Raw genomic sequence first — 23905 nt, forward strand, 5'->3', positions numbered from 1 at the left:
AAATAAGTAACATTTTTTAATATAGCATTTATTGTACGAAAGGTAAAATAATACTTCTTATTTAACTGCCCTGATTCACTAAAAAAAGAACTTGTGAAAATCACAAGTTCTCTCCCATACCTATTAAGCGCTCTGGTTCCCTTCCATTTGCGTTTTGTACATATCATAATAACGCCCGCGCTTTTTCATTAGCTCATCATGAGACCCTTTTTCTAAAATGGTTCCTCTATCAAGCACAATAATTTGATCTGCGCTTTTAATTGTTGAAAGTCGGTGAGCGATAATAAATGTCGTTCTTCCTTTTTTCACAACTTCTAGCGCTTGTTGAATCATCGCCTCTGTTTCTGTATCGATACTAGATGTCGCTTCATCTAAAATTAAAATGGCTGGGTCAAAAGCGAGCGCCCTAGCAAACGATATAAGCTGACGTTCTCCGGTTGAAAGAGTACTTCCTTTCTCCGTAATTTCTTCATTTATATTGTTCGCAAATCTTTCAGCACCAACATCACGCAATGCTTTTACGATGCGCTCTTTTGAAATTTTTTCATTTTCTAAACTTACATTAGATGCTACTGTTCCGCTAAATAAAAACGGATCTTGCAGTACAATTCCCATATGTTCACGAGTTGCTTGTTTCGGCATCTCTTTTACATCATGACCATCAATCGTAAGCTTTCCTTTTTCAAACTCGTAAAACTGAAAGAGTACGTTCATAATAGAACTTTTTCCTGATCCAGTATGACCGACAAGTGCCACGGTCTCCCCTTGTTTCGCTTCAAAAGAAATATTTTTTAACACTTCATCTTTCCCATTATAAGAAAACGATACATTATCAAACTTCACATTTCCTTGTAAGCGAGGCATACGCTCTTCTTCTACTGCTTCTCCTTTTTCCTCTAACAATTCAAAAACACGCTCTGATGCAACACGCGATTGTTCTAAGTTAGCAAGCTGATTCACCATATTTGTAATCGGTGAGAACAATCGTGTTAAATAATCAACGAACGCATACAGTATCCCTAGAGAAATGACGCCTGTAGCACTTAATGAAGCGCCACCGAAATACCAAATCACACCTGTGAAAGCGATATTTCTTAATACGGATACTAAATTATGAGAAGTTGCTGCATTTAAATTCAAAATTTTATTTTGATACTTAAAATAATCGCCATTTAATTCTTCAAACTCTTTTTTCGTTTCACGCTCTTGACGGAACGCTTGAATAATTGGCATCCCTTGAATGGATTCATTTACTGTTCCGTTAATATCAGATAAACGAGAGCGCATTTTATGATTGTATACAGACGCGTATTTTCTATAAAGAATCGCCCAAACAATTAAAATTGGGATAATTAATAAACATAATGAAGCGAGCTTCACATCTAATAAAAATAGCGCAGCAAATATCCCAATAATATAGATGATACTAGAAACGAATGTTGCCAGCACCGTTACATATAAATCACGAATGGCCTCTGTATCATTCGTCACACGCGAAACAATTTTCCCCGCCGGTAAATGATCAAAGTACCGAATTGGCAACGTTTGAATATGAGAAAAAACATCTTCCCTCATAATTTGAATAATTTTGTTCGCTGCCTTTTGCAAGAAGAACTGCTTTCCGTATGCAAATAATGATACGACTACTAATAAAGCAAAATAGCCACCACCAAGTAATAATAGACGGTTTATTTCTGGCTTATAAAATGCAAATACTTCTTCCTTTGTTAATGCTTTCGCTTTATAAACTTGCACCGCCTTACCATTTTGAACGGTAATCATATCCCCTTTTACAGTACGTGATCCTTCTACATTTACTTTATTCGGTACAAAATAATATTGAAAACCGACTTGCATCACGCGTACTTCTTTTCCTTTTTTCTCGCCTTGTTCAAAGCGATCACTTCGCTTATAAAAAGCCCCATTATACGAAACAGCATCTTCACTCTGTTCTGTTTCATACCAAGGTTTCTCTATCCCGACGATATGATCGTCAATCATCGTTTTAGCGACGAAAGGACCAGCAAGCTCTGCGATGACGAAAATAAATAACATTAACATCGCAGCAAAAATCGTCCCTTTCACTTTCATCGCGTATTGAAACAATCGTTTTGAAACGCTCATATTTTCACCCCACTATCTGCACTTTCACTTTCACCTTGTTGTCTTTCAAACTGTTCAGCATACCATCCTCCCTTTTGGATAAGCTGAGCATGCGTACCTTCTTCTATAACTGCGCCTTCATCCATAACGAGAATCCAATCCGCATGTTGCACTGCTGATAAACGATGCGTCGTAATAATCGTCGTCTTTCCGCTTCTTTCCGTTCTTATATTTTCAATGATCGCTGCTTCCGTACGAGCATCTACAGCTGATAAAGAATCGTCCAAAATTAAAATTTCTGGATTTTGAATAACAGCTCTTGCAATCGAGATCCTTTGTTTTTGCCCTCCTGATAAAGAAACACCTTTCTCTCCAACGAGCGTTTCTAACCCTTCTGGCAAAAACTCTAAATCCTTTTTAAACGCAGCAATTTCAATTGCTTTCTCTAGTTCTTCTTCAGTCGCTTCCCTATTTCCGAATAAAATATTTTCTCGCGCTGTTTTTGAGAACAAAATATGCTCCTGCGGTACATAACCAATCCAGCCGAGTACATTTTCATTCGTCATTTTATCTAATGTCACATCAGAAACTGCAATATCTCCATCTCCAAGTGGATATTGACGAAGAAGCTGACGTACAAGCGTCGTTTTCCCGCTTCCTGTTTTTCCGACAACCCCAAGCGTCTCCCCTTGTTTTAAGGTGAACGAAACCTTTTTTAAATTTGTTTCAGTTGATGAAGGATATGAAAAGGTAACGTCATCAAACTGAATATAATCCGGCTCTTGCACAAGCTTTGGATGTTTCGGATCCTTTACATCTGGTTCATACGCTAACGTTTCATTCACACGGTCAAGCGAAGCATTTCCTCTTTGCATAACATTAATTAATTCACCAATTGCAAACATCGGCCAAATCATCATCCCTAAATACACGTTAAATGAAACAAGTTCACCAAGTGTTACCTTTGATTGAAATACAAGATATGCCCCGTACACTAAACCGATTAAATAACTAAGGCCAACAAGCATTTTCACAGTTGGTTGGAATAATGCGTCAATCTTTGCTACTTTCATATTTTTTTCGTAGACGTCATCTCCTAAGTGATGAAATCTTTCCTCGTCTGCATTCTCTTGTACGTATGCACGAATAACGCGTACGCCAGCGATTGATTCAAGCACTTTATCGTTCATATCACCGAATGCATCTTGCGCAACGGTAAATCTTTCATGCAATTTCTTTCCATATATATTCATCGCATACGCCATAATTGGAAGCGGAATAAGCGCTGCAAATGTAAGCTCCCAACTAATTGTAAATCCCATCATAAAAACGATCGTAAGCATGTATAAACTAGAATCCACAAGCGTTAATATACCAAAACCAGCTGTCATAGCGATTGCTTTTAAATCATTCGTTGCCCTCGCCATTAAGTCGCCAGTACGATTTTTTTGATAAAAAGTCGGCGTCATCTTAAGTAAATGCCCCATAAATTTAGAGCGCATCGTTTTCTCAAGTACAAATGCACCTCCAAACAATTGATGTTGCCATACGAAAGTAAGACCATACCCAACGATTGTAACCCCTATTAAAATAAGAATAGATTGCATAATTGCTTCGTTCGATAACGTTCCTGTTTTTATATTATCTATCGTAACCCCTAACACTTTCGGGGGAATAACTTCAACTATATTCACAATTAAAAGAGCTCCAATGGCAATACTATATCTCTTCCAGTGCTCCCTAAAAAACCATTTTAACTTTAGTAATACTGATAACAATGTAACCTCTCCCTTCTCGTTCTCGTTTACCTCTCATTTCTTTATCCACTATCCAGACCCATCACATTTACATTTCGTAACCCATACAATCTCATCACATTTTTCCACCTTCCAAAGTTTTTTATCGAAACCAAACAAGGGAAAATAAACCAAAAAAAGCATACCGCCGCTTGACGATATGCACAGGAATGCATAAAAAGCGTACGTTACGATATACGCAACGTACGCTTTTTATAAGACAAAGATGCCCTATATATCCGTACGGGTTGCGTAATGATATGAATGTTTTCTGCCATTTAACAGAGCTAAGCCCATTACATTTACGATTACAATCATTACGCACACCCCCTTCATTTATTTTCCATTTATAATCTTACAACTTTATTGAGTATTCTGTCAATTATTTTTTCACACTTCAAATAAAAATATATGATACACCATTTTGAAATAAGGGAATGTTCTGTAAGAAAGGGCATACAAAATAAAAAAAGAATAAGAAATCGTTTTCACAAACATTTCATTTGAAAAATGTTATCAAACCCCCTACAATCACCTTATACTCACTCTTACAAGTTGCTATTTTAGGAGGACTAATCATGACAACTAGCAATACGTACAAATTTTATTTAAACGGAGAATGGAGAGAAAGCTCTTCAGGAGAAACAATCGAAATTCCATCTCCATACTTACACGAAGTAATTGGACAAGTACAAGCAATTACTCGCGGAGAAGTGGATGAAGCAATTGCATCTGCAAAAGAAGCTCAAAAATCATGGGCTGAAGCTTCCCTACAAGATCGCGCAAAATACTTATATAAATGGGCTGATGAGCTCGTAAATATGCAGGATGAAATTGCCGATATCATTATGAAAGAAGTCGGTAAAGGATATAAAGATGCGAAGAAAGAAGTTGTTCGTACAGCTGACTTCATTCGTTACACGATCGAAGAAGCTTTACATATGCACGGAGAAAGCATGATGGGCGATAGCTTCCCGGGCGGTACAAAATCTAAACTTGCGATTATCCAACGCGCACCACTTGGTGTTGTATTAGCAATCGCACCATTTAACTACCCAGTAAACTTATCTGCTGCAAAACTTGCACCAGCATTAATTATGGGTAACGCTGTTATTTTCAAACCAGCAACTCAAGGTGCAATTAGTGGTATTAAAATGGTTGAAGCACTTCACAAAGCTGGCCTTCCAAAAGGACTTGTAAACGTAGCGACAGGACGCGGTTCTGTAATTGGTGACTACTTAGTAGAACACGAAGGCATCAATATGGTATCGTTCACAGGTGGTACAAACACAGGTAAACATTTAGCGAAAAAAGCTTCAATGATTCCACTTGTATTAGAACTTGGTGGTAAAGACCCTGGTATCGTTCGTGAAGATGCTGACTTACAAGATGCTGCAAACCATATCGTAAGCGGTGCATTCTCTTACTCTGGTCAACGTTGTACAGCTATTAAACGTGTACTTGTACACGAAAACGTAGCGGACGAGCTTGTTAGCTTATTAAAAGCACAAGTAGCTGAACTATCAGTTGGATCTCCAGAACAAGATAGCACAATCGTTCCATTAATTGACGACAAGTCTGCTGACTTCGTTCAAGGTTTAGTTGACGACGCTGTAGAAAAAGGTGCTACAATCGTTATCGGTAACAAACGTGAGCGTAACTTAATTTACCCAACAGTAATCGACCACGTAACAGAAGAAATGAAAGTTGCTTGGGAAGAGCCATTCGGCCCAATCCTTCCAATCATCCGTGTTTCTTCAGATGAACAAGCAATTGAAATTGCTAACAAATCAGAGTTCGGTCTGCAAGCAAGTGTCTTCACTAAAGACATTAACAAAGCATTTGCAATTGCTAACAAAATCGAAACTGGTTCTGTACAAATTAACGGACGCACAGAGCGCGGCCCTGACCACTTCCCATTCATCGGTGTAAAAGGTTCAGGTATGGGCGCACAAGGTATTCGTAAGAGCCTTGAGTCTATGACACGTGAAAAAGTAACTGTATTAAACTTAGTTTAATCTTATAAAAAGAAGCTGATCTATTTTTAGATCAGCTTCTTTTCTATATAAATACTTCCGAAAAACGGAGTATTTCGTTCTACTTCCGATTTGGTTTTCCAAATCGAACTAAAACATGCCATAATAATTTTAATTCCTGAAGCACTTCTTCATAAGTTCCACGATCACTCCAAGATAATGGATTGCGTTTCAAATCCACTACAGCAGAGCCAATTATATTTGCATCGATGCAATGATTCCGTGCAATGCGTCTTGCTAAAGATGGCATTTTTGAACCTCTAAAATCCATCGGAACTTCGTCTACCGCAAGTACAAAACCGATGTGCCAATACAAATCAATCGCATACTTCAGGCAAATTTCTTCTAAAACTCTTCCTACATCCGTACCCTTAAATGAAGGATCTGCAACAAGCACCTCTACGTCTTCTTTAAGAGAAATCTCTCCATGAATTTGCGCTTCGATATAATGATTAAGATTACGGGCTGGCTCTTTGCTTACTAAATCTATAAACGGCCTTTTCAGGTTAGCCAGTAAATGATTAATTAATATTGTTGGAGTCAAATTCCCTTCACCAATTGCAAAATCTCTTACAAATGTCTCTTCCAAAAGAGCAGCTAAAATCATATCAAACTCCTCATAAGTCCCCTTTTCTTTCGGATCTTGATGCGAATCTAAATACGTATATGTAGAGCGCGAAGAAACTTTTGGAGATAAGAGAAAATAACATGAACCAAAACGCGGAGCCGGCCCATCTGGATGTAACATTAAATTTAGCGCTCCATATTTTGGCCGTTGATCATTCGTTACGCCTTCTAATTGATATGCTCCTCCAAATATTCTCTTTTCCCAAAGGTCACGTTCACCACCAGGGTAAGCAGATACGCTTCCATTAGATAGCAATGTTTCAAACTGACTTTTATATACTCCTTGCTCAAACAGTGCTTCAGCAACACTTTTCATATTCGAATCTAGTCTGTCTGGATGAAAGTGTAAAGCAATCCTTGCATGAGATTTTAAATTAGCGACAGCTTCTTCAAATATTTCATCTGTAATATTAGACATTTTAAGTATATGATTAATCGTTGCTTTAGCCCCACGTTTTTCGTTCTCTGCATATTTTGAAATATACTCTAAAGCAAACAATTGAGATCTTAATAATTCCATAATCCAATCTCCCCTTTAATTGAACTGCCCTTAAACACTTCAATTAAAAGCTTATTCTTTCCTTCTTATGAAACGAACCTCATTTATTTAAAAAAGTAATTCACTAAATCTTAATTATGTATACACGCATTTTTCATAGGCAAATGTACACATTCTACAGAAATTTGATACCCTAGCCATCGCTCAGCAATATGTTCAAATGATAAAACAGATCCCGTTGTAAAAAAGCGATGCTTCAGATTCAGATTGTCAGACAAAATTCCTTTATGCTGTAAAATGGTACTTAACTCTATCGCTGTTTCTTCTGCAGAACTAATAATCGTTATGTCTTCTCCTAGTTCCTTTTTTATATAGGACTCTAAAAGTGGATAATGCGTACATCCAAGAATTAACGTATCTATATCTTCTTTCGTTAATGGAAGTAAAGCTTGTTTCACTTGCTGCGTGACATATGCTGTATCTTCTAATTGATTTTCTACAACTGTGGCTAAAGTCGGGCAAGCATAGCTATGCACTTCCAAATATGTATCCAGCTCGTGTAATGCTTTTTCATACATATTAGATTTTATCGTACCTACAGTTCCAATTACCCCGATTTCCCCTTTCTTTGTAACTTTAATTGCCGCTCTTGCTCCTGGATGTATAACGCCAATAACTGGAATGGAAAGTGCTTCTTGTAGCGCATTCAATGCAGCAGCTGCAGCAGTATTACATGCTACGACTAGCGCTTTTAATGGAAACTGTTTGAGGAACTCAACCATTTCAAATACGAAAGATTGCACCTCCTCTACACTTCTTGGCCCATACGGACAACGCTTATTATCACCAATATAATAAATGCTTTCTTTAGGCAATTGTCTTATAATTTCGCTCGCAACTGTTAATCCCCCAACACCCGAATCTAGCACACCTATTACTGAATGTTTATGACATACAGACATATACTTCATCCCCTTTTCAATCATCTAGCGCTAATAACATGTATTATATTACGAAAATTCAAATATCACATAACAATCCCTCTTACTTTTAATCACAAACTGTTCTCTATAATCTGATTATTACTATATCCATTGACGTATAAAAATTCATTTGTTACTCTTAAATACGTTAATTTAATATTTAAATCCTCATTCGTATCTCGGTGAGGTAGAGGTTGCAGTCATTAAGAGTATCATTTCAGGAGATGTAGTGGCATTGATGAAGGAATGAGAAAGGAATGGTTGCCGAAGTAAGTCGTGTCCACCATGCACGCTTGCTGGGTCTGCATTTAATAAGTGCAGAACTGTCACAAACGTTTCGTTTGTGGAGAGCTATCGAGAGGTATGTCGTGGGTTTCTTATAAGATAGAAAGCATGTAGCGGCAGATTACGTGCTTTTTTTGTTTTGTTTGGGACTTCTCTTCCTGACTCAGGAAGACATACATATCTCCTCGCTTGACTTGGTTATACTAACTTTGGAGGTATTTTTCTATGCAACAAAAAAAATGGGGCTTTTGGGTACTAACAGCTTTCGTTGTCGGTAACATGGTTGGCGCTGGTATTTTCATGGTACCAAGTACGTTGGCACAAACAGCAAGCCCACTCGGTGTCACTTTAGCTTGGTTAACTACAGGGTTTGGTGTTTTAATGCTAGCTCTTGTTTTCGGTAATTTAGCAATTCGTCGTCCTGATTTAACGACAGGGCCACAAAGTCATGCATATGCTTTATTCTCAACACCAAAAAAGAAAAAAATGGCTGGCTTCAGTATGGTATGGGGATATTGGGTTGCAAACTGGGCAAGTAACGTTGCCATCATTACATCATTTGCGGGATATTTATCACTCTTCTTCCCAATTATGAAAGATACGCGACTACTATTTTCAATCGGCTCATTTAACGTAGAAGTCGGAAAACTAATTACATTTACGATTTGTTCCATCTTACTTTGGGGAACTCATATTATATTAACAAACGGTGTAAGCGGAGCTGGAAAACTAAACTTCTTAGCAACAACAACGAAAGTAACTGGATTCCTTTTATTCATCGTCGTTACGTTATTTGCATTCGAAGCTTCTAAGTTTGGACAATGGTACACACCGATGATTGATAAATCAGGTGCATCACATGGTCTTCTTTCACAAGTAAATTTAGCTGCTCTTACAACGCTTTGGGCGTTTATCGGAATTGAATCAGCCGTTCTTTTATCAAACCGTGCTGTTTCTCCAAAAACGGTAAAACGTGCAACAGTTGCGGGATTACTTATTACAGTTGCGATTTACTTAGGAATTACAATTTTAACAATGGGTGTACTTCACGTTGATAAATTACAAGCTTCTGAACGTCCATTAGCAGATGCACTAAACGCTGCAATGGGTCACGGCGGCGGGAAACTGATGGCATTACTTGCTCTTACTTCCCTGTTCGGTTCTATCTTAGGCTGGATTTTATTAAGCTCAGAAGTACCATATCAAGCAGCAAAAGAAGGTTTCTTCCCTTCCTTCTTCACGAAAACAAATAAAAAAGGAAGTCCAATTTACTCATTACGATTAACAAACATTATGTCGCAAGTATTCCTATTCTCAACATTATCAGGAACCATTGCGGAAGCTTATACATTCGTTATTACCGTATCAACACTGGCCTACCTCATTCCATATCTCGTTTCACCAATCTTCCAGTTAAAACTAGTCGCAACTGGTGAAACATATAAAAATGAAATGCGGGCAAGAATTACAGATGGCATAGTCGCAGTTATCGCACTTTGCTACGCACTATGGGTTATTAAAACTGGCGCATCCGATATAAAAACGTTCCTTCTCGGAATTGGTTTATTCGTAATTGGATTTGCTTTCTATCCATTAATGAATCGTGATCAGAAAAAAAATAACGAAAAGAAAAACGGGCAAGTTGCATAACGCAATTTGCTCGTTTTTTCTTTTGTAAAACATATATAATAGAACAAAGAGGTGAAAAACATGTCAATCGAATCGCTATGGAGCAGTCGCTTCCAACAACATATTCAAAATATCATTACATACTTTGCACGTATGATTAACGGTTTACTATATAGCTTTATCTTTATTTCATGCGTTGGCGCATATTATTATGCTCGGTTTCTAAAAGCATCTCCTTCTAAAGGAATATCTTTAATAATTATAACGATTGTACTTACATTCCTTATAACGAGATGCCCTATCCGTACATTTATTCAAAAACCTGATGCTGTCTATTTACTAGCACTAGAAGAGAAATTAACATCTTATTTCAAAAAATCTCTTCTATACAATTACATCATTCAGCTTTTCCCATTGTTATTTACGTTCCTTATTCTCGTTCCACTTGCTATGCAATCATTACAATTAACTGTACCTTTTTTATGTACAATCTTTATCGTGTTAATGATTACGAAAGCCTGGAACATGTACATACATTGGATGTGGCGTGATAGTCACGAAAAAAATATATGGCTGATCATTCGTATTACTTGTAACGCCCTAATCATTTACATGCTGTTTTATTCCGCAAATGTTCTCATATTGGGCGGACTACTCTTACTACTTGCTTTCCTACTTCTATATACGAAAAAACAGCCTACAAAACGAATACCGTGGGATTACATAATTGAGCAAGAAGAAAAAATGAACGTTCGTTTTTATCAATTTGCTAGCATTTTCACAGATGTTCCGCAACTGAATAAACAAGTAAATAAAAGAAAATGGCTTACAAATTGGATTGAACCTTTATTACATAAAAAACGAGCAACTTTCTTCTACTTACATACACTAGCATTTTTACGTGGAAATGATTATTTCGGTATATATACTCGCTTAGGATTGATCGGTGCTTTCGCCTTATATTTCATACCAAATATATACGTAAAAGGCGCTATCGCTTACATCGTTTTATATATGATCTCTATGCAGCTTCGTTCACTATGGAAATATTTTTCGGGAAATATTATTGTAGCATTATATCCAACCCATACTGAAGAAAGGATGAAGCAATTTCTTAGCTTAATCTTTATATTGCTAAGTATTCAACTCATTGTATTTTCGAGTGTTATACTCATTGCTACAGGTCAATTTTTACATAGCCTTATCATTATGATTGTCGGGTTACTCTGGATCAAATTTATTATTGTACCAAAAACGAAGCAAAGAATTTCCGCATTTTAACGAAAAGAATTATCTTAAAAGCCAAGGAGAAAATAAATTTTCTCCTTGGCTTTTTTATTTTGCTTCCTCAAACAAGAATCACTGAAACAACCGATATTTTATGATTTTACATACAAAAACGATAATACATGTTTACGACCTAATAAAAAGGGTATCTATTAATTAACAGAGTAAAGGAGGGGCCTATATTGTGAATAAAAAAACGGAACAATTGAAGCATCACGTTACTGACAATCAATGCAAACATGCTTTAACAACAAATCAAGGGGTAAAAATAGCTGAAGATGAATTTTCTTTAAAGATGGGCTTAAGAGGCCCAACCTTAATGGAGGATTTTCACTTTCGTGAGAAAATGACCCATTTTGATCACGAACGAATTCCCGAAAGGATTGTTCATGCACGCGGGGTTGGCGCTCATGGTTATTTTCAGCTTTATGAATCTTTAGAAACATATACGAAAGCAGATTTTCTTACTAATCCTTCAAAGAAAACACCTGTATTTGTACGGTTCTCAACCGTTCAAGGTTCTAAAGGATCCAACGACACAGTAAGAGATGTACGCGGATTCGCCACAAAATTTTATACAGATGAAGGAAACTATGATTTAGTGGGTAATAATATGCCAGTATTCTTTATCCAAGATGCTATTAAATTTCCTGATTTTGTCCATGCAGTTAAACCAGAACCACATAATGATATTCCTCAAGGAGCTAGCGCTCATGATACCTTTTGGGACTTTGTTGCGCATAATCCTGAGTCCACTCATATGGTCATGTGGCAAATGAGCGACCGAGCTATTCCGCGTAGTTTACGAATGATGGAAGGTTTTGGAGTTCACACATTTCGACTCATTAACGCAGAAGGAAAAGCCCATTTCGTAAAGTTTCACTGGAAACCTACCCTCGGGGTTCATTCATTAGTATGGGATGAAGCTCAAAAGATTGCCGGGAAAAATCCTGATTTTCATCGTCAAGATTTATACGAAGCAATTGAAAAAGGGGATTATCCTGAATGGGAGCTTGGATTACAGCTAATTCCAGAAGAAGATGAACATAAATTTGATTTTGATATTTTAGATCCAACGAAATTATGGCCAGAAGAAGAAGTTCCCGTAAAATTAGTTGGTAAAATGACACTGAACAAAAATGTTGATAACTTCTTTGCTGAAACAGAGCAGGTAGCTTTTCACCCTGGTCATGTCGTACCAGGTATTGATTTTTCAAATGACCCTCTTCTGCAAGGAAGATTATTCTCCTATACAGATACACAATTATCTCGTTTAGGGGGCCCTAATTTCCATCAAATTCCTATTAATCAGCCTGTATGTCCTTTTCATAATAATCAACGTGATGGTATGCATCAAATGCAGATTCATCGCGGTCAAACAAGCTATCATCCTAATGGATTAAATAACAATCAACCTGCAACCGTCCAAGCCGAACAAGGAGGTTATGAACATTATCAAGAAAAGATTGATGGGCATAAAATTAGAGGTCGCAGTAAAAGCTTTCTTAACTTTTATTCTCAGGCTAAACTTTTCTACAATAGTATGAGCCCTATTGAAAAGCAGCACATAAAAGAAGCTTTTTGCTTTGAAGTTGGGAAGTGTAAATCAGACATGGTGAAGGCAAATGTAATTGCTCTCTTAAACCACGTCGATCGTCAATTAGCACAAGAAGTCGCTAACATTATTGGAGCTCCTTTACCTAAGGAAAATCACGAAGTAAATTCAGATGCAAAATCACCTGCACTAAGTATGTCCAATACTATTTTTAAATCTGATTCCAAAAATGTTGCAATTCTATTAAATGGTGACCCAAGCGTCTCACTTCTGTCCGAATGGATTCAAGCTTTTGTACAACACCGAATTAACTATAGTATCATAGATAATAAAATTTATCAGTTCAATGATTCCATTAAAGTAACTGACACTTATACAACAACAGACTCCTCCCTTTTTGATGCAGTATTAGTGTTTAGTAGTGAGTCTGTCATTCAACCCCCTGTTTTAGAATTTGCAGAAACTACTTTTAAACATTTTAAACCGATAGCTCATGTCCTTAGTAATCCTCATGCTTTGGACCATAGTAAGATTAAACTGGATGGAGCAGGAGTTTACAACTTAACAAATACTTCAATTGAATCATTTATAGAAGGCATTGCCCAAGGAAGATTCTGGAGCCGATAATATAATATAATATAATATAATATAATATAAGGAGCGGATTAGAATGAGTAAAAAAATTGCTATTTTAATAACGGATTATTTCGAGGATACAGAATACACAGAGCCAGTAGAAGCTTTTAAACAAAAGGGATATGAATTCACAACTATTGAAATGGAAAAAGGGAAAACGGTACACGGTAAGCAAGGAAAAAGTGAAGTCGTGATTGATAAAAGTATTGATGATGTTTCTCCAGAGAACTTTGATGCCCTCTTCATACCGGGTGGATTTTCTCCAGATATACTTCGTGCCGATGAACGTTTTGTTCGCTTTAGTAAAGCATTTATGGATGCGGAAAAACCTGTTTTCGCTATTTGTCACGGACCTCAGCTACTCATCACTGCACAAACACTTGAAGGACGCGATGTAACTGGATATAAATCTATTGAAGTCGATTTAAAAAATGCCGGCGGGAACTTTCATGACAAAGAGGTTGTCGTATGTCAAAATCAGCTAGTAACAAGTAGACAGCCAGAGGACATCCCAGCGTTTATTGAAGAATCGTTGCGTATATTAGGATAACTACTTTGGTTAACTAACCTCCTTGTATTTACATGAAAATAATTAATTAGCCCTCACCAACTGGTCGTTTACAGGAAATCCGACCACCACAAATAGCAAGATAAATAAAAAAGGGGGGAATCCAAAAGTTCAGTTTTAATAATCTTTTGGATTCCCCCCTTTTCTCGCCCAAAAATTCCTTATCACTTTTCATAGGCAGTTCTCATATAGTGAAAATGACTATATAATTCCTATCCATAAGTTAAATAATGATTTCGCACATATATAAATACAAAAGATGGGAGCCTTATTTATGAATAACAATCCACCTTCAACGCCCCCAAATCCAACGGAAACGAATAATAATGAAGTGAGCTTACAAACGTTACGCATCATTGGGCTTATTGTACTGATTAGTGGCTACATATTAGTAGCGCTTTCTGAAGTAGGCACATTAAAAAATCTTTTACTACAGCCTAGTACTACTCCAAATTTAGCTGAAGTTGATCCGTTCTAAAAATTATATAAAAAGCGAGTCCCAGTATAACTGGTTCGCTTTTATATAGTTTCATCCAATTTGAGAAACATTTCTCTCATCCTCATACTTCTCTCTCCCTATCGCCTTCATAAATAGTAAAATACTGCTCATACCAACGATAAAGTACAGAGCACTCATGCCCCAAGATGCAATAAATGAACCTAGCATAACCCCTAATGCCCCGTTCATTTTTGCAACTTGAAAGACCATTCCGTTAATCGCCATATATGAACCTCTCGCCTCATTTGGCACCATATCTGCCATAATAGATTGACGCACTGGCACATACATCATCTCGCCTACCGTTTGGAAAAGCCCTGCAATTAATAAAATCCATAAGCTATTGCTCGTTCCGAGTATTGTAAATCCAATTGTATAAATGAATAAACCTACATATAAAATTTTCAAATCGTTGAAGCTTTTCAGCATTTTAATAAGAAGTGCTGAACATAACACAACTAAAATTGTATTCTCTGCAGAAATCCAGCTCAACATGCGAATCCCTGTTAAATCAAACGTAACACCATTCCCGAATAAAAAGTGCACCGTTTCAAATTCCTTCTGCAAGCGAACACCTAAATAATTATTAATTTGAAACTCTAAAGACAATGTACATATACTCGCTGCACAAAAAATTAAAAATGCTTTATCTTTCATCACAACTTTATAACTATCTGCCATATCTTTTAATACATTTTTCTTCTCCATCGTTTTTCGTGCTACATACACTTCTTCCATATACACAGCCATCACATATAAAGTCATAATGGCAACAAGCGTTAATACGATAAACAATTGTAGTCTATAGTTTTCAAATAGTAATCCTCCAAATATCGCTCCAATCGCAATGGATAAGTTAATAGCCCAGTAATTAATGCTGTACATCACTTTTCGATTTTCAGGTGTACTCACATCAATTAACATCGCCTCTGTCGCAGGATTCATAAGTCCAGACCCTAAACTATTCACTAACATAAACACAAATGTTAGCCATGGTGAGTCTACGTAATCCGAATTCGCAACTCCCATACAAGCAATGGAAATGACTTGTATACTTTGACCGATAATCATAACCTTTTTACGCCCAAGCCGGTCTCCAACATATCCACCGTATAAACCAATTACTAATGAAGCTATGACATTAATAAGTAGTAACGCACCAGCAATCGCACTACCTAACTTTATGGAAAAATAAATCGCCATAAATGGAAAAATCATCGTAGACACAGTACGTGTTAAAAACGATGTTATAATTCTAATTTTTATATTTCGATGCATACTCCAAAATCCCATTGTTTCCCCTCCTTATGCTTACTTATTTTACTTTGAAAAAAAGGAAGAAAAAGGTTAGAATATTCTAAAGAGTTTCCCCTTTTATGATAGAAGGAAGTGTATATATGAAAATTATGGACTATTACATTAGACTAAGACTACATGCACAAGATCAACAACATATGCGAAATAGCTTACAAGAATTAGCGGATGTTTTATATTGCAGTACGAAAAACGTAAAGATTTTATTAAAGAAAATGAGCGAGGAGCAATTAATTAGCTGGACTCCAGGGCGAGGCCGCGGAAATAAAACGGAAATTCTATTTATACATAATTTCGTAGAAGCGATTGAGTCCTATACAGATGAACTGTTAGCACAAGAAAAATTAAAAGATATCTTTCTTCTTTTAAAAGAACCCCTACCCCTTGCACTTCAAAAAAAGATAGAAAATAAACTACATCATCATTTTGGATACGAACCTTCAAATGATATGTACGACGTATTAAAGATTCCTATATCGAGAAAGATATTCCCATTAGATCCGGCTTTTGTGGCTGTAACTACAGAGAGTCATCTTACGAGTCAAATTTTTGATACGTTAGTTGTCTATAACGATGTTACTGAAAAAATGGAGCCTCACATTGCGCATACATGGGAATTAAGTGAAGATGGACTTACGTGGACCTTTTATTTACGAAAAGATATATATTTTCACAATGAATCAATTTTAACTTCTAAAGATGTACAGTTTTCATTTGAAAGACTAAAGCAAGTTCAATCCCCTTTCGAATGGTTAACAGAAGAAATTGTTGAAATTGAAACACCATCACCACTGCAAATTCGATTCCATTTAGCAAAACCAAATTTATTTTTCTTACACTATGTAAGTTCAATGCAGCTCGCAATTTTACCGCGTGATACGAGTATTCAAAATCATCATTATATAGGTACTGGACCTTTCAAACTTGCTCATTACTCTGAAGATAATATCGTACTCGAAGCGTTCACCCATTATTTTAAAGAGCGCGCATTATTAGACCGTATTGAATTTTGGGGTATTCCTGACCATGTGCAAATAGATGCTGATTATGAACTACCAAACGAAGAGGAAAATGAAAGGCATGATATACAAATAGAAGAAATAGGTTGTATTTATGCTAGCTTCAACTTTACAAAACCTGGTCCTCATCACGACATTTACTTTCGAAAAGCTTGGAGAGAACTATATGATGTTGAAATGATACTTCGTAACATAGAGGGTAGACGGACAATTGCTGCATCAAGCTTTTTCCCTGATAGAAGCCGCCTTGCAACAAGAAGATCCTACTCTTTAGAAAAGGCAAAAGAGTATTTGAAAAAGAGTACATATAATGGAGAAACGATACATATTTACTTCTTCGCATTTAAAGATAGTGCAAATGATGCATATTTCTTAAAAGAACGATGTGAAAGTTTAGGTATACAAGTAGAGCTTCACCCATTTCCCGTTTCAGATTATATGAATCACTCTATTGATAAACATGCTGATATTATTTTCATGGGAGAAGTATTTGCTGCCAATCATGAAATTGCATTCTTAAATGTATTTAAAAATAAAAGTTGCTTCGTAAATCGGTTCATGGACCCGCACTACGAAAAACAAATTAACTGTTTACTAGATACATTTTTATTAGAAGAAAATAAAGAAAAGCGCTATGAACTCATGTATGAGATTGAAGAGTTTTTACAAGCAGAACACATCATTTTATTTAACTATCACGTTCTAAAAAGAAAAACATACCCTTCTTCTTTAAAAAACGTAACAATTGATTCATTCGGTTGGGCAAATTTTGCGAAGTTATGGATACAGCCATCCATGTCTTAAAATGTGAGTCATTATAAAAGGAGAAGGTACTACATCCTTAGCAGTACCTTCTTCACATACTATTATTTAATTACTCCATCTAAGTGATCTTTCAAGTTCAATAAATACTTCTCTATATCCGGATTCTTCACCACATCATAACAAGCAAAACTCTTTAACGGACTCATACTGAGAAACTTTTGCACGCGGTGTAAATGACTAAGCGCTGATTCTAAACTTTCTCCTTCAAAGAACTTCGTCTTATCTCCAAATGCTTTTTCAGGTGCATTCCAAGTTGTAGAGAACATATACTCTTTCTCTTTTAATAAACCACCTGTTCCATATTCATCTGCACCTTTAAAGAACAAACCGTATTCATATACTTCATCCATATACGTTTTAAATAAGCCTGGAACACTAAACCAGTAAATTGGTGTTTGATAAATAACAACATCGGCCCATAAAAATTTATCTTGTTCTTCTTTAATATTGTAACCATCTTGAATCGTTGTTGTTTTCACATGATGATTCTCGCCTAATACAGTAACCATATAATCTACTAACGTTTTATTTAATCGTCCTTCCTTTGTACCGTATTTTTCATGTCCATTTATAATAAATATATTTTTCATCGTTTTTCTCTCCCCTATATGATCTACTCTTCAGCTATTAAGCCGAGTTGCTGCTGTAGTGTAAGATTATCTTCTAAATGCCAATCTTCCGTTATCTTTCCGTCTTTCACATGTAAAATATCAATTGCAAAAAAATTAATTTTCTTACCATTATGCGTTCCTGTAAAAGAAAGACGGGCTGTTACTTTATCACCAACAACTAATAAGTCTTCAATCTCGCAATGTATATCAGGCACAACTTTACGAAAATTTTGCGCTGCAAACTTTAATCCTTCAATGCCTTGTGGTCGCCCTTTCGGCAATGTATTATCGAAGAAATCTTTAGTAACAGTCTGCGGAATAAGTTCCTCCTTACCTGTATCCCAAAATGCATAAAAACGCTGCGCCGCATGAACCATTTCTGTCGCTTCTTTTTTACTTAGTGAGGGATCAATTGTCATTGCTTTTGGCTTTGGCATTTCTTTTAATAACTGAACTTCAGTTTTTTGTTCCACACCACATGCTACAAGCACAATACAAATAACAAACAAACTAAGAAATCCAAATAACTTTTTTATCCCCATGGAAATCACCACCTCCTTATATAATCCTTTTTGTTTCGTATTGCTATTGTATATGCACTAACTTCCTTTATGGAAGTAGTGATATTTTTTTCATATAGTTACCAAAAGTATAGTTTTGTGATACTATAAAGCAAATTCATCCAAAAAAATTTTATGGAGGCTAGTTCCATGAACGATATAAATCCAGTTGAATTAACGAAAGGTTTACCGGGCATACCTTGTCCTATCGCTAAAACGCTTGATGTAATTAGTACAAAATGGACGTTTTTAATCATTCGTGATCTTCTTATCGAAGGAACATTACGCTTTAGTGATTTACAAAAATCAATGGATGGTATTAGTCCAAAAACATTATCGCTTCGACTAAAAGAATTAGAGTCTCAAGGCATTATAACGAGAAAAGTATATCCAGAAGTTCCGCCTCGTGTAGAGTACACATTAACGGATAAAGGAAAGCAATTAGAGGGGATTTTTATTGAATTAAAACGGTTTGGATTAAGTTTATAAAATGAAACTTTAATCAGGATAAAACAAAAACCCCTTACCGTCGTAAGGGGTTTTATTACTTCGCAAAACTTTCAGCCAACTGTTTCTCTCTCCACATAAATGTAATGCCGAGACCAACTATTAAAACAACGCCTGAAAATGCATATGGATAATGAATATTCATATCAAATAATATTCCGCCCATCGCTGGTCCTGCGATATTTCCTAAACTCGTATAAGTCGAGTTCATACCAGCGACGAATCCTTGCTCTTTTCCGGCTGCTTTTGATAAAAATGTCGTTAAAGCTGGACGAAGTAAATCAAATGCTAAGAAAATGAAGCAAGTAACGAGAAGTACAATCCAATAATTAAAGACTACAGTTGAGACGAATGCTAATACTGCACCTACAATTAAACATATTTGAATTAACACTTTCTCACCGAACATTTCTACCAATTTGCCAAACATAAATACTTGCACAACTACCCCAAAGATTGAACTAATTGTAATAATTGCTGCGATATCTTTCGGCGAGAAGCCAAATTTATGATCAGAGAACAAGCTAAACACTGTTTCATACGCTGATAATCCGAATGCGAGTACAAATACGATAATAAATGCAATTGCATACATTGGATGTAATGATTTCTTTAAATCACCAATAAAACTTGATTCCTTCGTATTAGAAGAAATCTCTGCAAGTTCTTCTTTCGTTAACGGTTCTTTTAAAATAAAGATCGAAATCACACATGCTATAAAAGCAATTACTGCTGCAACGAAAAACGGCACACGTATACCGTATTCTGCAATAAATCCGCCGATTCCAGGACCTATAATGAATCCAGTACTAATAGCCGCAGATAAGTATCCCATCGCCTTTGGACGTTCCTGAATAGATGTAATATCCGCAACATACGCCGTAACACCAGGCATAATAAAAGCAGCACTAATTCCGCCTAATACCCTTGCTACATAAAGCATCCATACATCTTTTCCTAATCCAAAAAGAAGCTCTGAAACACCAAAAATAAATAATCCAATGATTATCATTTTCTTTCTACCGTAAAGATCAACCCACCGGCCTGTAATAGGTGAAGTAATGAGCTGTGCCATTGCAAACACTGCAACGAGATATCCCATCGTCTTCCCTGTTAAATGCATATCATTCATAAAGGACGGCATAACCGGAATGATTAATCCAATCCCTAAAAAAGCGATAAATATATTACTCAAAAGAATGACCAATACCATCTTTTGTTCTTTTATCGGTTTCTTCACTTTTTAACACCTCTTCCCGTAAGTTCCTCTCAAAAAATAATGCCCAAGAAGCTTTTTCTTTATCCTTCTATTTGTGGGCTAGTCATGAGTAGAGATGCCCCCCTACTCGTTAGAATTTCACACTATCCTTCCACACATACATACGCATTAGATGAATGACTATCATTCAGTTTTCCTCAAAAATGAACCTACCTTTTCAGACAGGTTCATCTCACTATTTCTTTATATGTAGTGCATGTGTTAAAAAATCTAGTACTTCTGCCTTTTGCAAATCGACTTGCTCATCATCTTTATGATCATATAAATACACTTGTTCCGCTGCTGATTCAACTAGAGCGATAAATAACTTCGCTGTTCGCTCTGCGTGAACCGAATCACGAATTTCACCAGCTTCTTTTGCCTCATTTAAAAATTCACTTAGCCACATATAAAGGGGCTCATACACAGCTTCCCATTCTTTTATATGTTCTGTAGATGCAAGACCAGCATACATTAAAGCCTGTATTTCACGATATTCAGCTATAAAGTGAAACACCGCATCTATTACTTGCGTCACTTTACTTGAGAAAGGCGCATCGTTTTGCACTTTTTCTTTCACTGCAAGTATCATCTTTTCAACCATCACTTCTGCTATTGCAGGCATAACAGATAACTTAGAAGGAAAATATAAATAGAAAGTTCCTTGCGCAATGCCAGCTAATTTCACGATATCAGAAATCTTCGTTTTTTCGACGCCCTTTTCCTGAAACACTTCAATAGCTGCATAGACAATTTTCTCTTTTTTATTCATCATCTAAACCCTTTCACACGCATATTGAATGACTGTCACTCATTTTATAAGATAATCGATTGTACTGTCAATGATAGTGAACTCTAAGAGGAAATCATTTTTTTATAATAAAATCTCCTAATAAACAATTAGGAGATAAAAATACAATATATCTTTAAGAAAGTGCCTTTAATCCTGTCACTCCACATACAATAAGAAACACACTAATGATACGCGCTTTACTTTTCGACTCACCAAACAAGAACATGTTTAACAAAACTGCACCTGCTGTTCCGATACCAATCCAAACCGCATACGCGACACTTACTTGTAAAAATAAGAAGGAAGTATACAAAAATGCGAAGGATGTAGCAAACCCACCTATATAAATCGCACCATTGGCTAATGTCTTATCTTTACTATACATTTTAAGTCCTATCACACCGACTATTTCACTAATTGCAGCACAAAATACGAAAAACCAACCCATTTTTAAGCAACTCCTTCCACAGTTTCTTCTTTATTGTCAGCTAACTTTAAACCGATAACGCCGGCTACTACCATAAGAATGAAGAATAGTTTGCCTGCGCTGAAACTTCCACCGAAAAGAAATACATCCATTAAGAAAGTACCTACCGTACCAGCTCCAGCGAAAATAGCATATACAGTTCCTGTTGCAAGATGTTCACACGCTTTAGAAAGGAAGTGAAAATCAACAGCAATAACTCCTAAAATAATAATCCAATGCCACCAAGTATCGGCCGTATTAAAACCAAACACCCAAAAAATTTCAAAGATACATGTTAATATGACATATAACCAAGCTCTATTTTTCATACCTCTCACCCTTCATGACTGACTATCAGTCATTTTTATTTTAAAAAAATATACTCTTTCATCAATACTATATAAAAACAACTATCATCCTCATTTACCATTGTATTTGTTCCATTTCTAAGCTAACTGCACCCTGTCACACGAAAATGACTGAATGTCATTCATATATATTGTACATGAACATTTTAAAAATTGTCAATGCCGAAAGTTTATTTAAAATTTCTTTCATCCTATTTGTATATTTCCTAATAATCTGTCAATAATGCTAGTAACATAATATTTTCTCCACTCCCCCTTGGAGAGATCCCTTGAATGGAGCAGTTAGCTTTTGCTAGCTGCTCTTTTTTATTTATCCATACACTATGATGAAATACTCATAGATAAAATCCATTTTTCATCACATAACAACCATCTATTTATTTTCCAATGAGCCTTTGTATGCACGAATTTTATTCTCAAGCATCTTCTCTGTAACCTCTAAGTTTTCTCTTTGAATCTGAATAGATTTCCTATGATCTTCTAGGAGCTGTAAACGAGCTTCTGTTGTATGCGCCCCTTCTGTATATAATCTAGCGTATTCTCTTATTTTCGCTATTGGCATTTGCGTTTGTTTTAATTTCATTACAAACTGCAACCACTTTATATGTGACTCTTCGTAAAGTCGATTTCCATTTGTATCACGATTTGCAATCAATATATTTTCCTTTTCATAATAACGTAGTGTATGTGTGCTCAATCCTAATAATTTTGCTACCTCACTAATTGTATACATACTAAACTCCCTCCACATGCTTATCCTTATATATTTTATGAACGTATCAAATTTATAAAAAACATTTGACTTAGAGTATACTCTAACAAATACAATCTAACCATAAATAAATTTGAATTTAGGGGGATTTTATATGAAATACACTGTTATTACTGGTGCAAGTTCCGGAATTGGTTATGAAGCAGCTTTAGCATTTGCATCTCGCGGGAAAAATTTAGTACTTGTAGCTCGAAGACAAGAAGAATTAGATGGATTAAAATTGAAAATTAACGAAATGCATCCAGAGTTAGATGTTGTCATTCGACGAACTGATTTATCTGTTACTGAAGATGTTTATAAACTTTATGAAAGCCTACAAGCTTTTCAAATTGAAACGTGGATTAATAACGCAGGTTTTGGTAATTTCGCCTCAATTGCCGAACAAAATTTAAATAAAATCGAGACGATGTTGCATGTCAATATAGAAGCACTAACAATACTCTCTTCTCTTTTCGTTCGAGATTATTCAATGGTTGACGGAACACAGCTTATTAACGTTTCATCGGGCGGCGGATACACGATTGTCGCTGATGCTGTTACGTATTGCGCTACAAAATTTTATGTAAGTGCCTTTACAGAAGGGCTGTCTCACGAACTGAAAGAACAAGGCGCAAAACTGCAAGCAAAGGTTTTAGCACCTGGGGCAACTGAAACAGAATTTGCAAAACGTTCATTTGGTATTGATGAGTTCGAATACGATAATGTTGTACCGAAATTCCACACTGCAAAACAAATGGCACAATTTATGCTCGACCTTTATGATAATGATAAAGTTGTAGGAATTGTCGACGGTTTAACGTATAACTATGAACTTAAAGATCCACTTTATAATTTTGCCGTAAGACAAACGAATTCAAATTCTTAATAACCTGTCCATTTCTTATGGAAATATATGTTCCCACTATATAT

At 36.0% G+C, this 23905-nt stretch carries 21 protein-coding genes and 1 riboswitch; of the genes, 9 read left to right on the top strand and 12 right to left on the bottom strand.

The window, feature by feature from the left end:
* Positions 1 to 123: 123 nt before the first annotated feature.
* On the bottom strand, positions 124 to 2124 hold the full coding sequence (locus B9A45_RS25935) for an ABC transporter ATP-binding protein (RefSeq protein ID WP_000116648.1): 2001 nt from the start codon (positions 2122 to 2124) through the stop codon (positions 124 to 126).
* Entirely contained in the window at positions 2121 to 3881 is a 1761-nt protein-coding gene (locus tag B9A45_RS25940; RefSeq protein ID WP_084065421.1) for an ABC transporter ATP-binding protein, read from the bottom strand. The genes B9A45_RS25935 and B9A45_RS25940 overlap by 4 nt, the downstream gene beginning before the upstream one ends.
* A 596-nt stretch (positions 3882 to 4477) precedes the next feature.
* On the opposite strand from B9A45_RS25940, the gene gapN reads away from it, so the two are divergent.
* The gene (gapN, locus tag B9A45_RS25960; protein WP_084065423.1) at positions 4478 to 5917 is read left to right on the top strand and encodes an NADP-dependent glyceraldehyde-3-phosphate dehydrogenase; all 1440 of its coding nucleotides are present in this window, start codon (positions 4478 to 4480) and stop codon (positions 5915 to 5917) included.
* Positions 5918 to 5996: 79 nt separating this feature from the next.
* On the opposite strand, the gene B9A45_RS25965 is transcribed toward gapN, so the two are convergent.
* Together B9A45_RS25965 and racE are read right to left on the bottom strand one after the other, a co-directional pair.
* On the bottom strand, positions 5997 to 7082 hold the full coding sequence (locus tag B9A45_RS25965; protein ID WP_074595660.1) for a DUF3626 domain-containing protein: 1086 nt from the start codon (positions 7080 to 7082) through the stop codon (positions 5997 to 5999).
* A gap of 110 nt (positions 7083 to 7192) precedes the next feature.
* Positions 7193 to 8023, bottom strand: coding sequence for a glutamate racemase (racE, locus tag B9A45_RS25970; protein ID WP_000109668.1), 831 nt, complete (start codon positions 8021 to 8023; stop codon positions 7193 to 7195).
* A 201-nt stretch (positions 8024 to 8224) separates the two neighbouring features.
* A riboswitch (Lysine riboswitch) is annotated at positions 8225 to 8406 on the top strand.
* Between the two features lie 148 nt (positions 8407 to 8554).
* Between racE and B9A45_RS25975 the strand changes: the two genes are divergently transcribed.
* The 5 genes from B9A45_RS25975 to B9A45_RS25995 all read left to right on the top strand — a co-directional run bounded on the left by B9A45_RS25975 (position 8555) and on the right by B9A45_RS25995 (position 14482).
* Positions 8555 to 9979: an amino acid permease gene (locus B9A45_RS25975; protein WP_001186301.1), complete on the top strand. Its 1425-nt coding sequence runs from the start codon at positions 8555 to 8557 to the stop codon at positions 9977 to 9979.
* Positions 9980 to 10039: 60 nt separating this feature from the next.
* Complete coding sequence (locus tag B9A45_RS25980) at positions 10040 to 11239, top strand: ABC transporter permease (protein WP_084065425.1); 1200 nt, start codon at positions 10040 to 10042, stop codon at positions 11237 to 11239.
* Positions 11240 to 11429: 190 nt separating this feature from the next.
* Positions 11430 to 13427 carry a catalase gene (locus tag B9A45_RS25985; protein WP_001036536.1) on the top strand — a complete coding sequence of 666 codons (1998 nt, stop codon included), beginning with the start codon at positions 11430 to 11432 and terminating at the stop codon, positions 13425 to 13427.
* A gap of 43 nt (positions 13428 to 13470) precedes the next feature.
* The gene (locus B9A45_RS25990; protein WP_000037532.1) at positions 13471 to 13986 is read left to right on the top strand and encodes a type 1 glutamine amidotransferase domain-containing protein; all 516 of its coding nucleotides are present in this window, start codon (positions 13471 to 13473) and stop codon (positions 13984 to 13986) included.
* 292 nt (positions 13987 to 14278) lie between these two features.
* Complete coding sequence (locus tag B9A45_RS25995; protein ID WP_001063862.1) at positions 14279 to 14482, top strand: hypothetical protein; 204 nt, start codon at positions 14279 to 14281, stop codon at positions 14480 to 14482.
* Between the two features lie 51 nt (positions 14483 to 14533).
* On the opposite strand, the gene B9A45_RS26000 is transcribed toward B9A45_RS25995, so the two are convergent.
* On the bottom strand, positions 14534 to 15796 hold the full coding sequence (locus tag B9A45_RS26000; RefSeq protein WP_084065428.1) for an MDR family MFS transporter: 1263 nt from the start codon (positions 15794 to 15796) through the stop codon (positions 14534 to 14536).
* An 83-nt stretch (positions 15797 to 15879) separates the two neighbouring features.
* On the opposite strand from B9A45_RS26000, the gene B9A45_RS26005 reads away from it, so the two are divergent.
* Complete coding sequence (locus B9A45_RS26005; RefSeq protein WP_134995051.1) at positions 15880 to 17640, top strand: SgrR family transcriptional regulator; 1761 nt, start codon at positions 15880 to 15882, stop codon at positions 17638 to 17640.
* Between the two features lie 62 nt (positions 17641 to 17702).
* Here the strand turns inward: B9A45_RS26005 and B9A45_RS26010 are convergent, their stop codons facing one another.
* Complete coding sequence (locus B9A45_RS26010) at positions 17703 to 18251, bottom strand: NAD(P)H-dependent oxidoreductase (RefSeq protein WP_002098791.1); 549 nt, start codon at positions 18249 to 18251, stop codon at positions 17703 to 17705.
* 23 nt (positions 18252 to 18274) lie between these two features.
* Complete coding sequence (locus tag B9A45_RS26015; RefSeq protein ID WP_000511560.1) at positions 18275 to 18814, bottom strand: ester cyclase; 540 nt, start codon at positions 18812 to 18814, stop codon at positions 18275 to 18277.
* Positions 18815 to 18982: 168 nt separating this feature from the next.
* Here B9A45_RS26015 and B9A45_RS26020 point away from each other — a divergent pair, with 168 nt between their 5' ends.
* On the top strand, positions 18983 to 19321 hold the full coding sequence (locus B9A45_RS26020) for a winged helix-turn-helix transcriptional regulator (RefSeq protein ID WP_000997917.1): 339 nt from the start codon (positions 18983 to 18985) through the stop codon (positions 19319 to 19321).
* Between the two features lie 55 nt (positions 19322 to 19376).
* Here B9A45_RS26020 and B9A45_RS26025 read toward each other — a convergent pair whose 3' ends face one another.
* The 5 genes from B9A45_RS26025 to B9A45_RS26045 form a co-directional block, all read right to left on the bottom strand.
* Positions 19377 to 20579: an MFS transporter gene (locus B9A45_RS26025; protein WP_000742959.1), complete on the bottom strand. Its 1203-nt coding sequence runs from the start codon at positions 20577 to 20579 to the stop codon at positions 19377 to 19379.
* A gap of 214 nt (positions 20580 to 20793) precedes the next feature.
* Complete coding sequence (locus tag B9A45_RS26030; RefSeq protein WP_001999151.1) at positions 20794 to 21372, bottom strand: TetR family transcriptional regulator; 579 nt, start codon at positions 21370 to 21372, stop codon at positions 20794 to 20796.
* 151 nt (positions 21373 to 21523) lie between these two features.
* The gene (locus B9A45_RS26035; RefSeq protein WP_000539671.1) at positions 21524 to 21838 is read right to left on the bottom strand and encodes a DMT family transporter; all 315 of its coding nucleotides are present in this window, start codon (positions 21836 to 21838) and stop codon (positions 21524 to 21526) included.
* A gap of 2 nt (positions 21839 to 21840) precedes the next feature.
* Positions 21841 to 22185 carry a DMT family transporter gene (locus B9A45_RS26040; protein ID WP_000796011.1) on the bottom strand — a complete coding sequence of 115 codons (345 nt, stop codon included), beginning with the start codon at positions 22183 to 22185 and terminating at the stop codon, positions 21841 to 21843.
* A 412-nt stretch (positions 22186 to 22597) separates the two neighbouring features.
* Positions 22598 to 22957, bottom strand: a complete 360-nt coding sequence (locus tag B9A45_RS26045; RefSeq protein ID WP_000288059.1) for a MerR family transcriptional regulator — start codon at positions 22955 to 22957, stop codon at positions 22598 to 22600.
* 133 nt (positions 22958 to 23090) lie between these two features.
* On the opposite strand from B9A45_RS26045, the gene B9A45_RS26050 reads away from it, so the two are divergent.
* Positions 23091 to 23861 carry an SDR family NAD(P)-dependent oxidoreductase gene (locus tag B9A45_RS26050; RefSeq protein WP_000878073.1) on the top strand — a complete coding sequence of 257 codons (771 nt, stop codon included), beginning with the start codon at positions 23091 to 23093 and terminating at the stop codon, positions 23859 to 23861.
* Positions 23862 to 23905: the final 44 nt, after the last annotated feature.

Origin of the sequence: Bacillus sp. JKS001846 (genome assembly GCF_900176455.1) — a bacterium.
GTDB lineage: Bacteria > Bacillota > Bacilli > Bacillales > Bacillaceae_G > Bacillus_A > Bacillus_A cereus.

What these genes read in the sequence shown, in the direction of transcription:
- B9A45_RS26010 (WP_002098791.1), bottom strand. Translation starts at nt 18,251, where the DNA reads ATGAAAAATATATTTATTATAAATGGACATGAAAAATACGGTACAAAG.
- racE (WP_000109668.1), bottom strand. Translation starts at nt 8,023, where the DNA reads ATGTCTGTATGTCATAAACATTCAGTAATAGGTGTGCTAGATTCGGGT.
- B9A45_RS26000 (WP_084065428.1), bottom strand. Translation starts at nt 15,796, where the DNA reads ATGGGATTTTGGAGTATGCATCGAAATATAAAAATTAGAATTATAACA.
- B9A45_RS25975 (WP_001186301.1), top strand. Translation starts at nt 8,555, where the DNA reads ATGCAACAAAAAAAATGGGGCTTTTGGGTACTAACAGCTTTCGTTGTC.
- B9A45_RS26040 (WP_000796011.1), bottom strand. Translation starts at nt 22,185, where the DNA reads ATGAAAAATAGAGCTTGGTTATATGTCATATTAACATGTATCTTTGAA.
- B9A45_RS26035 (WP_000539671.1), bottom strand. Translation starts at nt 21,838, where the DNA reads ATGGGTTGGTTTTTCGTATTTTGTGCTGCAATTAGTGAAATAGTCGGT.
- B9A45_RS26030 (WP_001999151.1), bottom strand. Translation starts at nt 21,372, where the DNA reads ATGATGAATAAAAAAGAGAAAATTGTCTATGCAGCTATTGAAGTGTTT.
- B9A45_RS26020 (WP_000997917.1), top strand. Translation starts at nt 18,983, where the DNA reads ATGAACGATATAAATCCAGTTGAATTAACGAAAGGTTTACCGGGCATA.
- B9A45_RS26015 (WP_000511560.1), bottom strand. Translation starts at nt 18,814, where the DNA reads ATGGGGATAAAAAAGTTATTTGGATTTCTTAGTTTGTTTGTTATTTGT.
- B9A45_RS25980 (WP_084065425.1), top strand. Translation starts at nt 10,040, where the DNA reads ATGTCAATCGAATCGCTATGGAGCAGTCGCTTCCAACAACATATTCAA.
- B9A45_RS25995 (WP_001063862.1), top strand. Translation starts at nt 14,279, where the DNA reads ATGAATAACAATCCACCTTCAACGCCCCCAAATCCAACGGAAACGAAT.
- gapN (WP_084065423.1), top strand. Translation starts at nt 4,478, where the DNA reads ATGACAACTAGCAATACGTACAAATTTTATTTAAACGGAGAATGGAGA.
- B9A45_RS25990 (WP_000037532.1), top strand. Translation starts at nt 13,471, where the DNA reads ATGAGTAAAAAAATTGCTATTTTAATAACGGATTATTTCGAGGATACA.
- B9A45_RS26050 (WP_000878073.1), top strand. Translation starts at nt 23,091, where the DNA reads ATGAAATACACTGTTATTACTGGTGCAAGTTCCGGAATTGGTTATGAA.
- B9A45_RS26005 (WP_134995051.1), top strand. Translation starts at nt 15,880, where the DNA reads ATGATAGAAGGAAGTGTATATATGAAAATTATGGACTATTACATTAGA.
- B9A45_RS26045 (WP_000288059.1), bottom strand. Translation starts at nt 22,957, where the DNA reads ATGTATACAATTAGTGAGGTAGCAAAATTATTAGGATTGAGCACACAT.
- B9A45_RS25935 (WP_000116648.1), bottom strand. Translation starts at nt 2,124, where the DNA reads ATGAGCGTTTCAAAACGATTGTTTCAATACGCGATGAAAGTGAAAGGG.
- B9A45_RS25965 (WP_074595660.1), bottom strand. Translation starts at nt 7,082, where the DNA reads ATGGAATTATTAAGATCTCAATTGTTTGCTTTAGAGTATATTTCAAAA.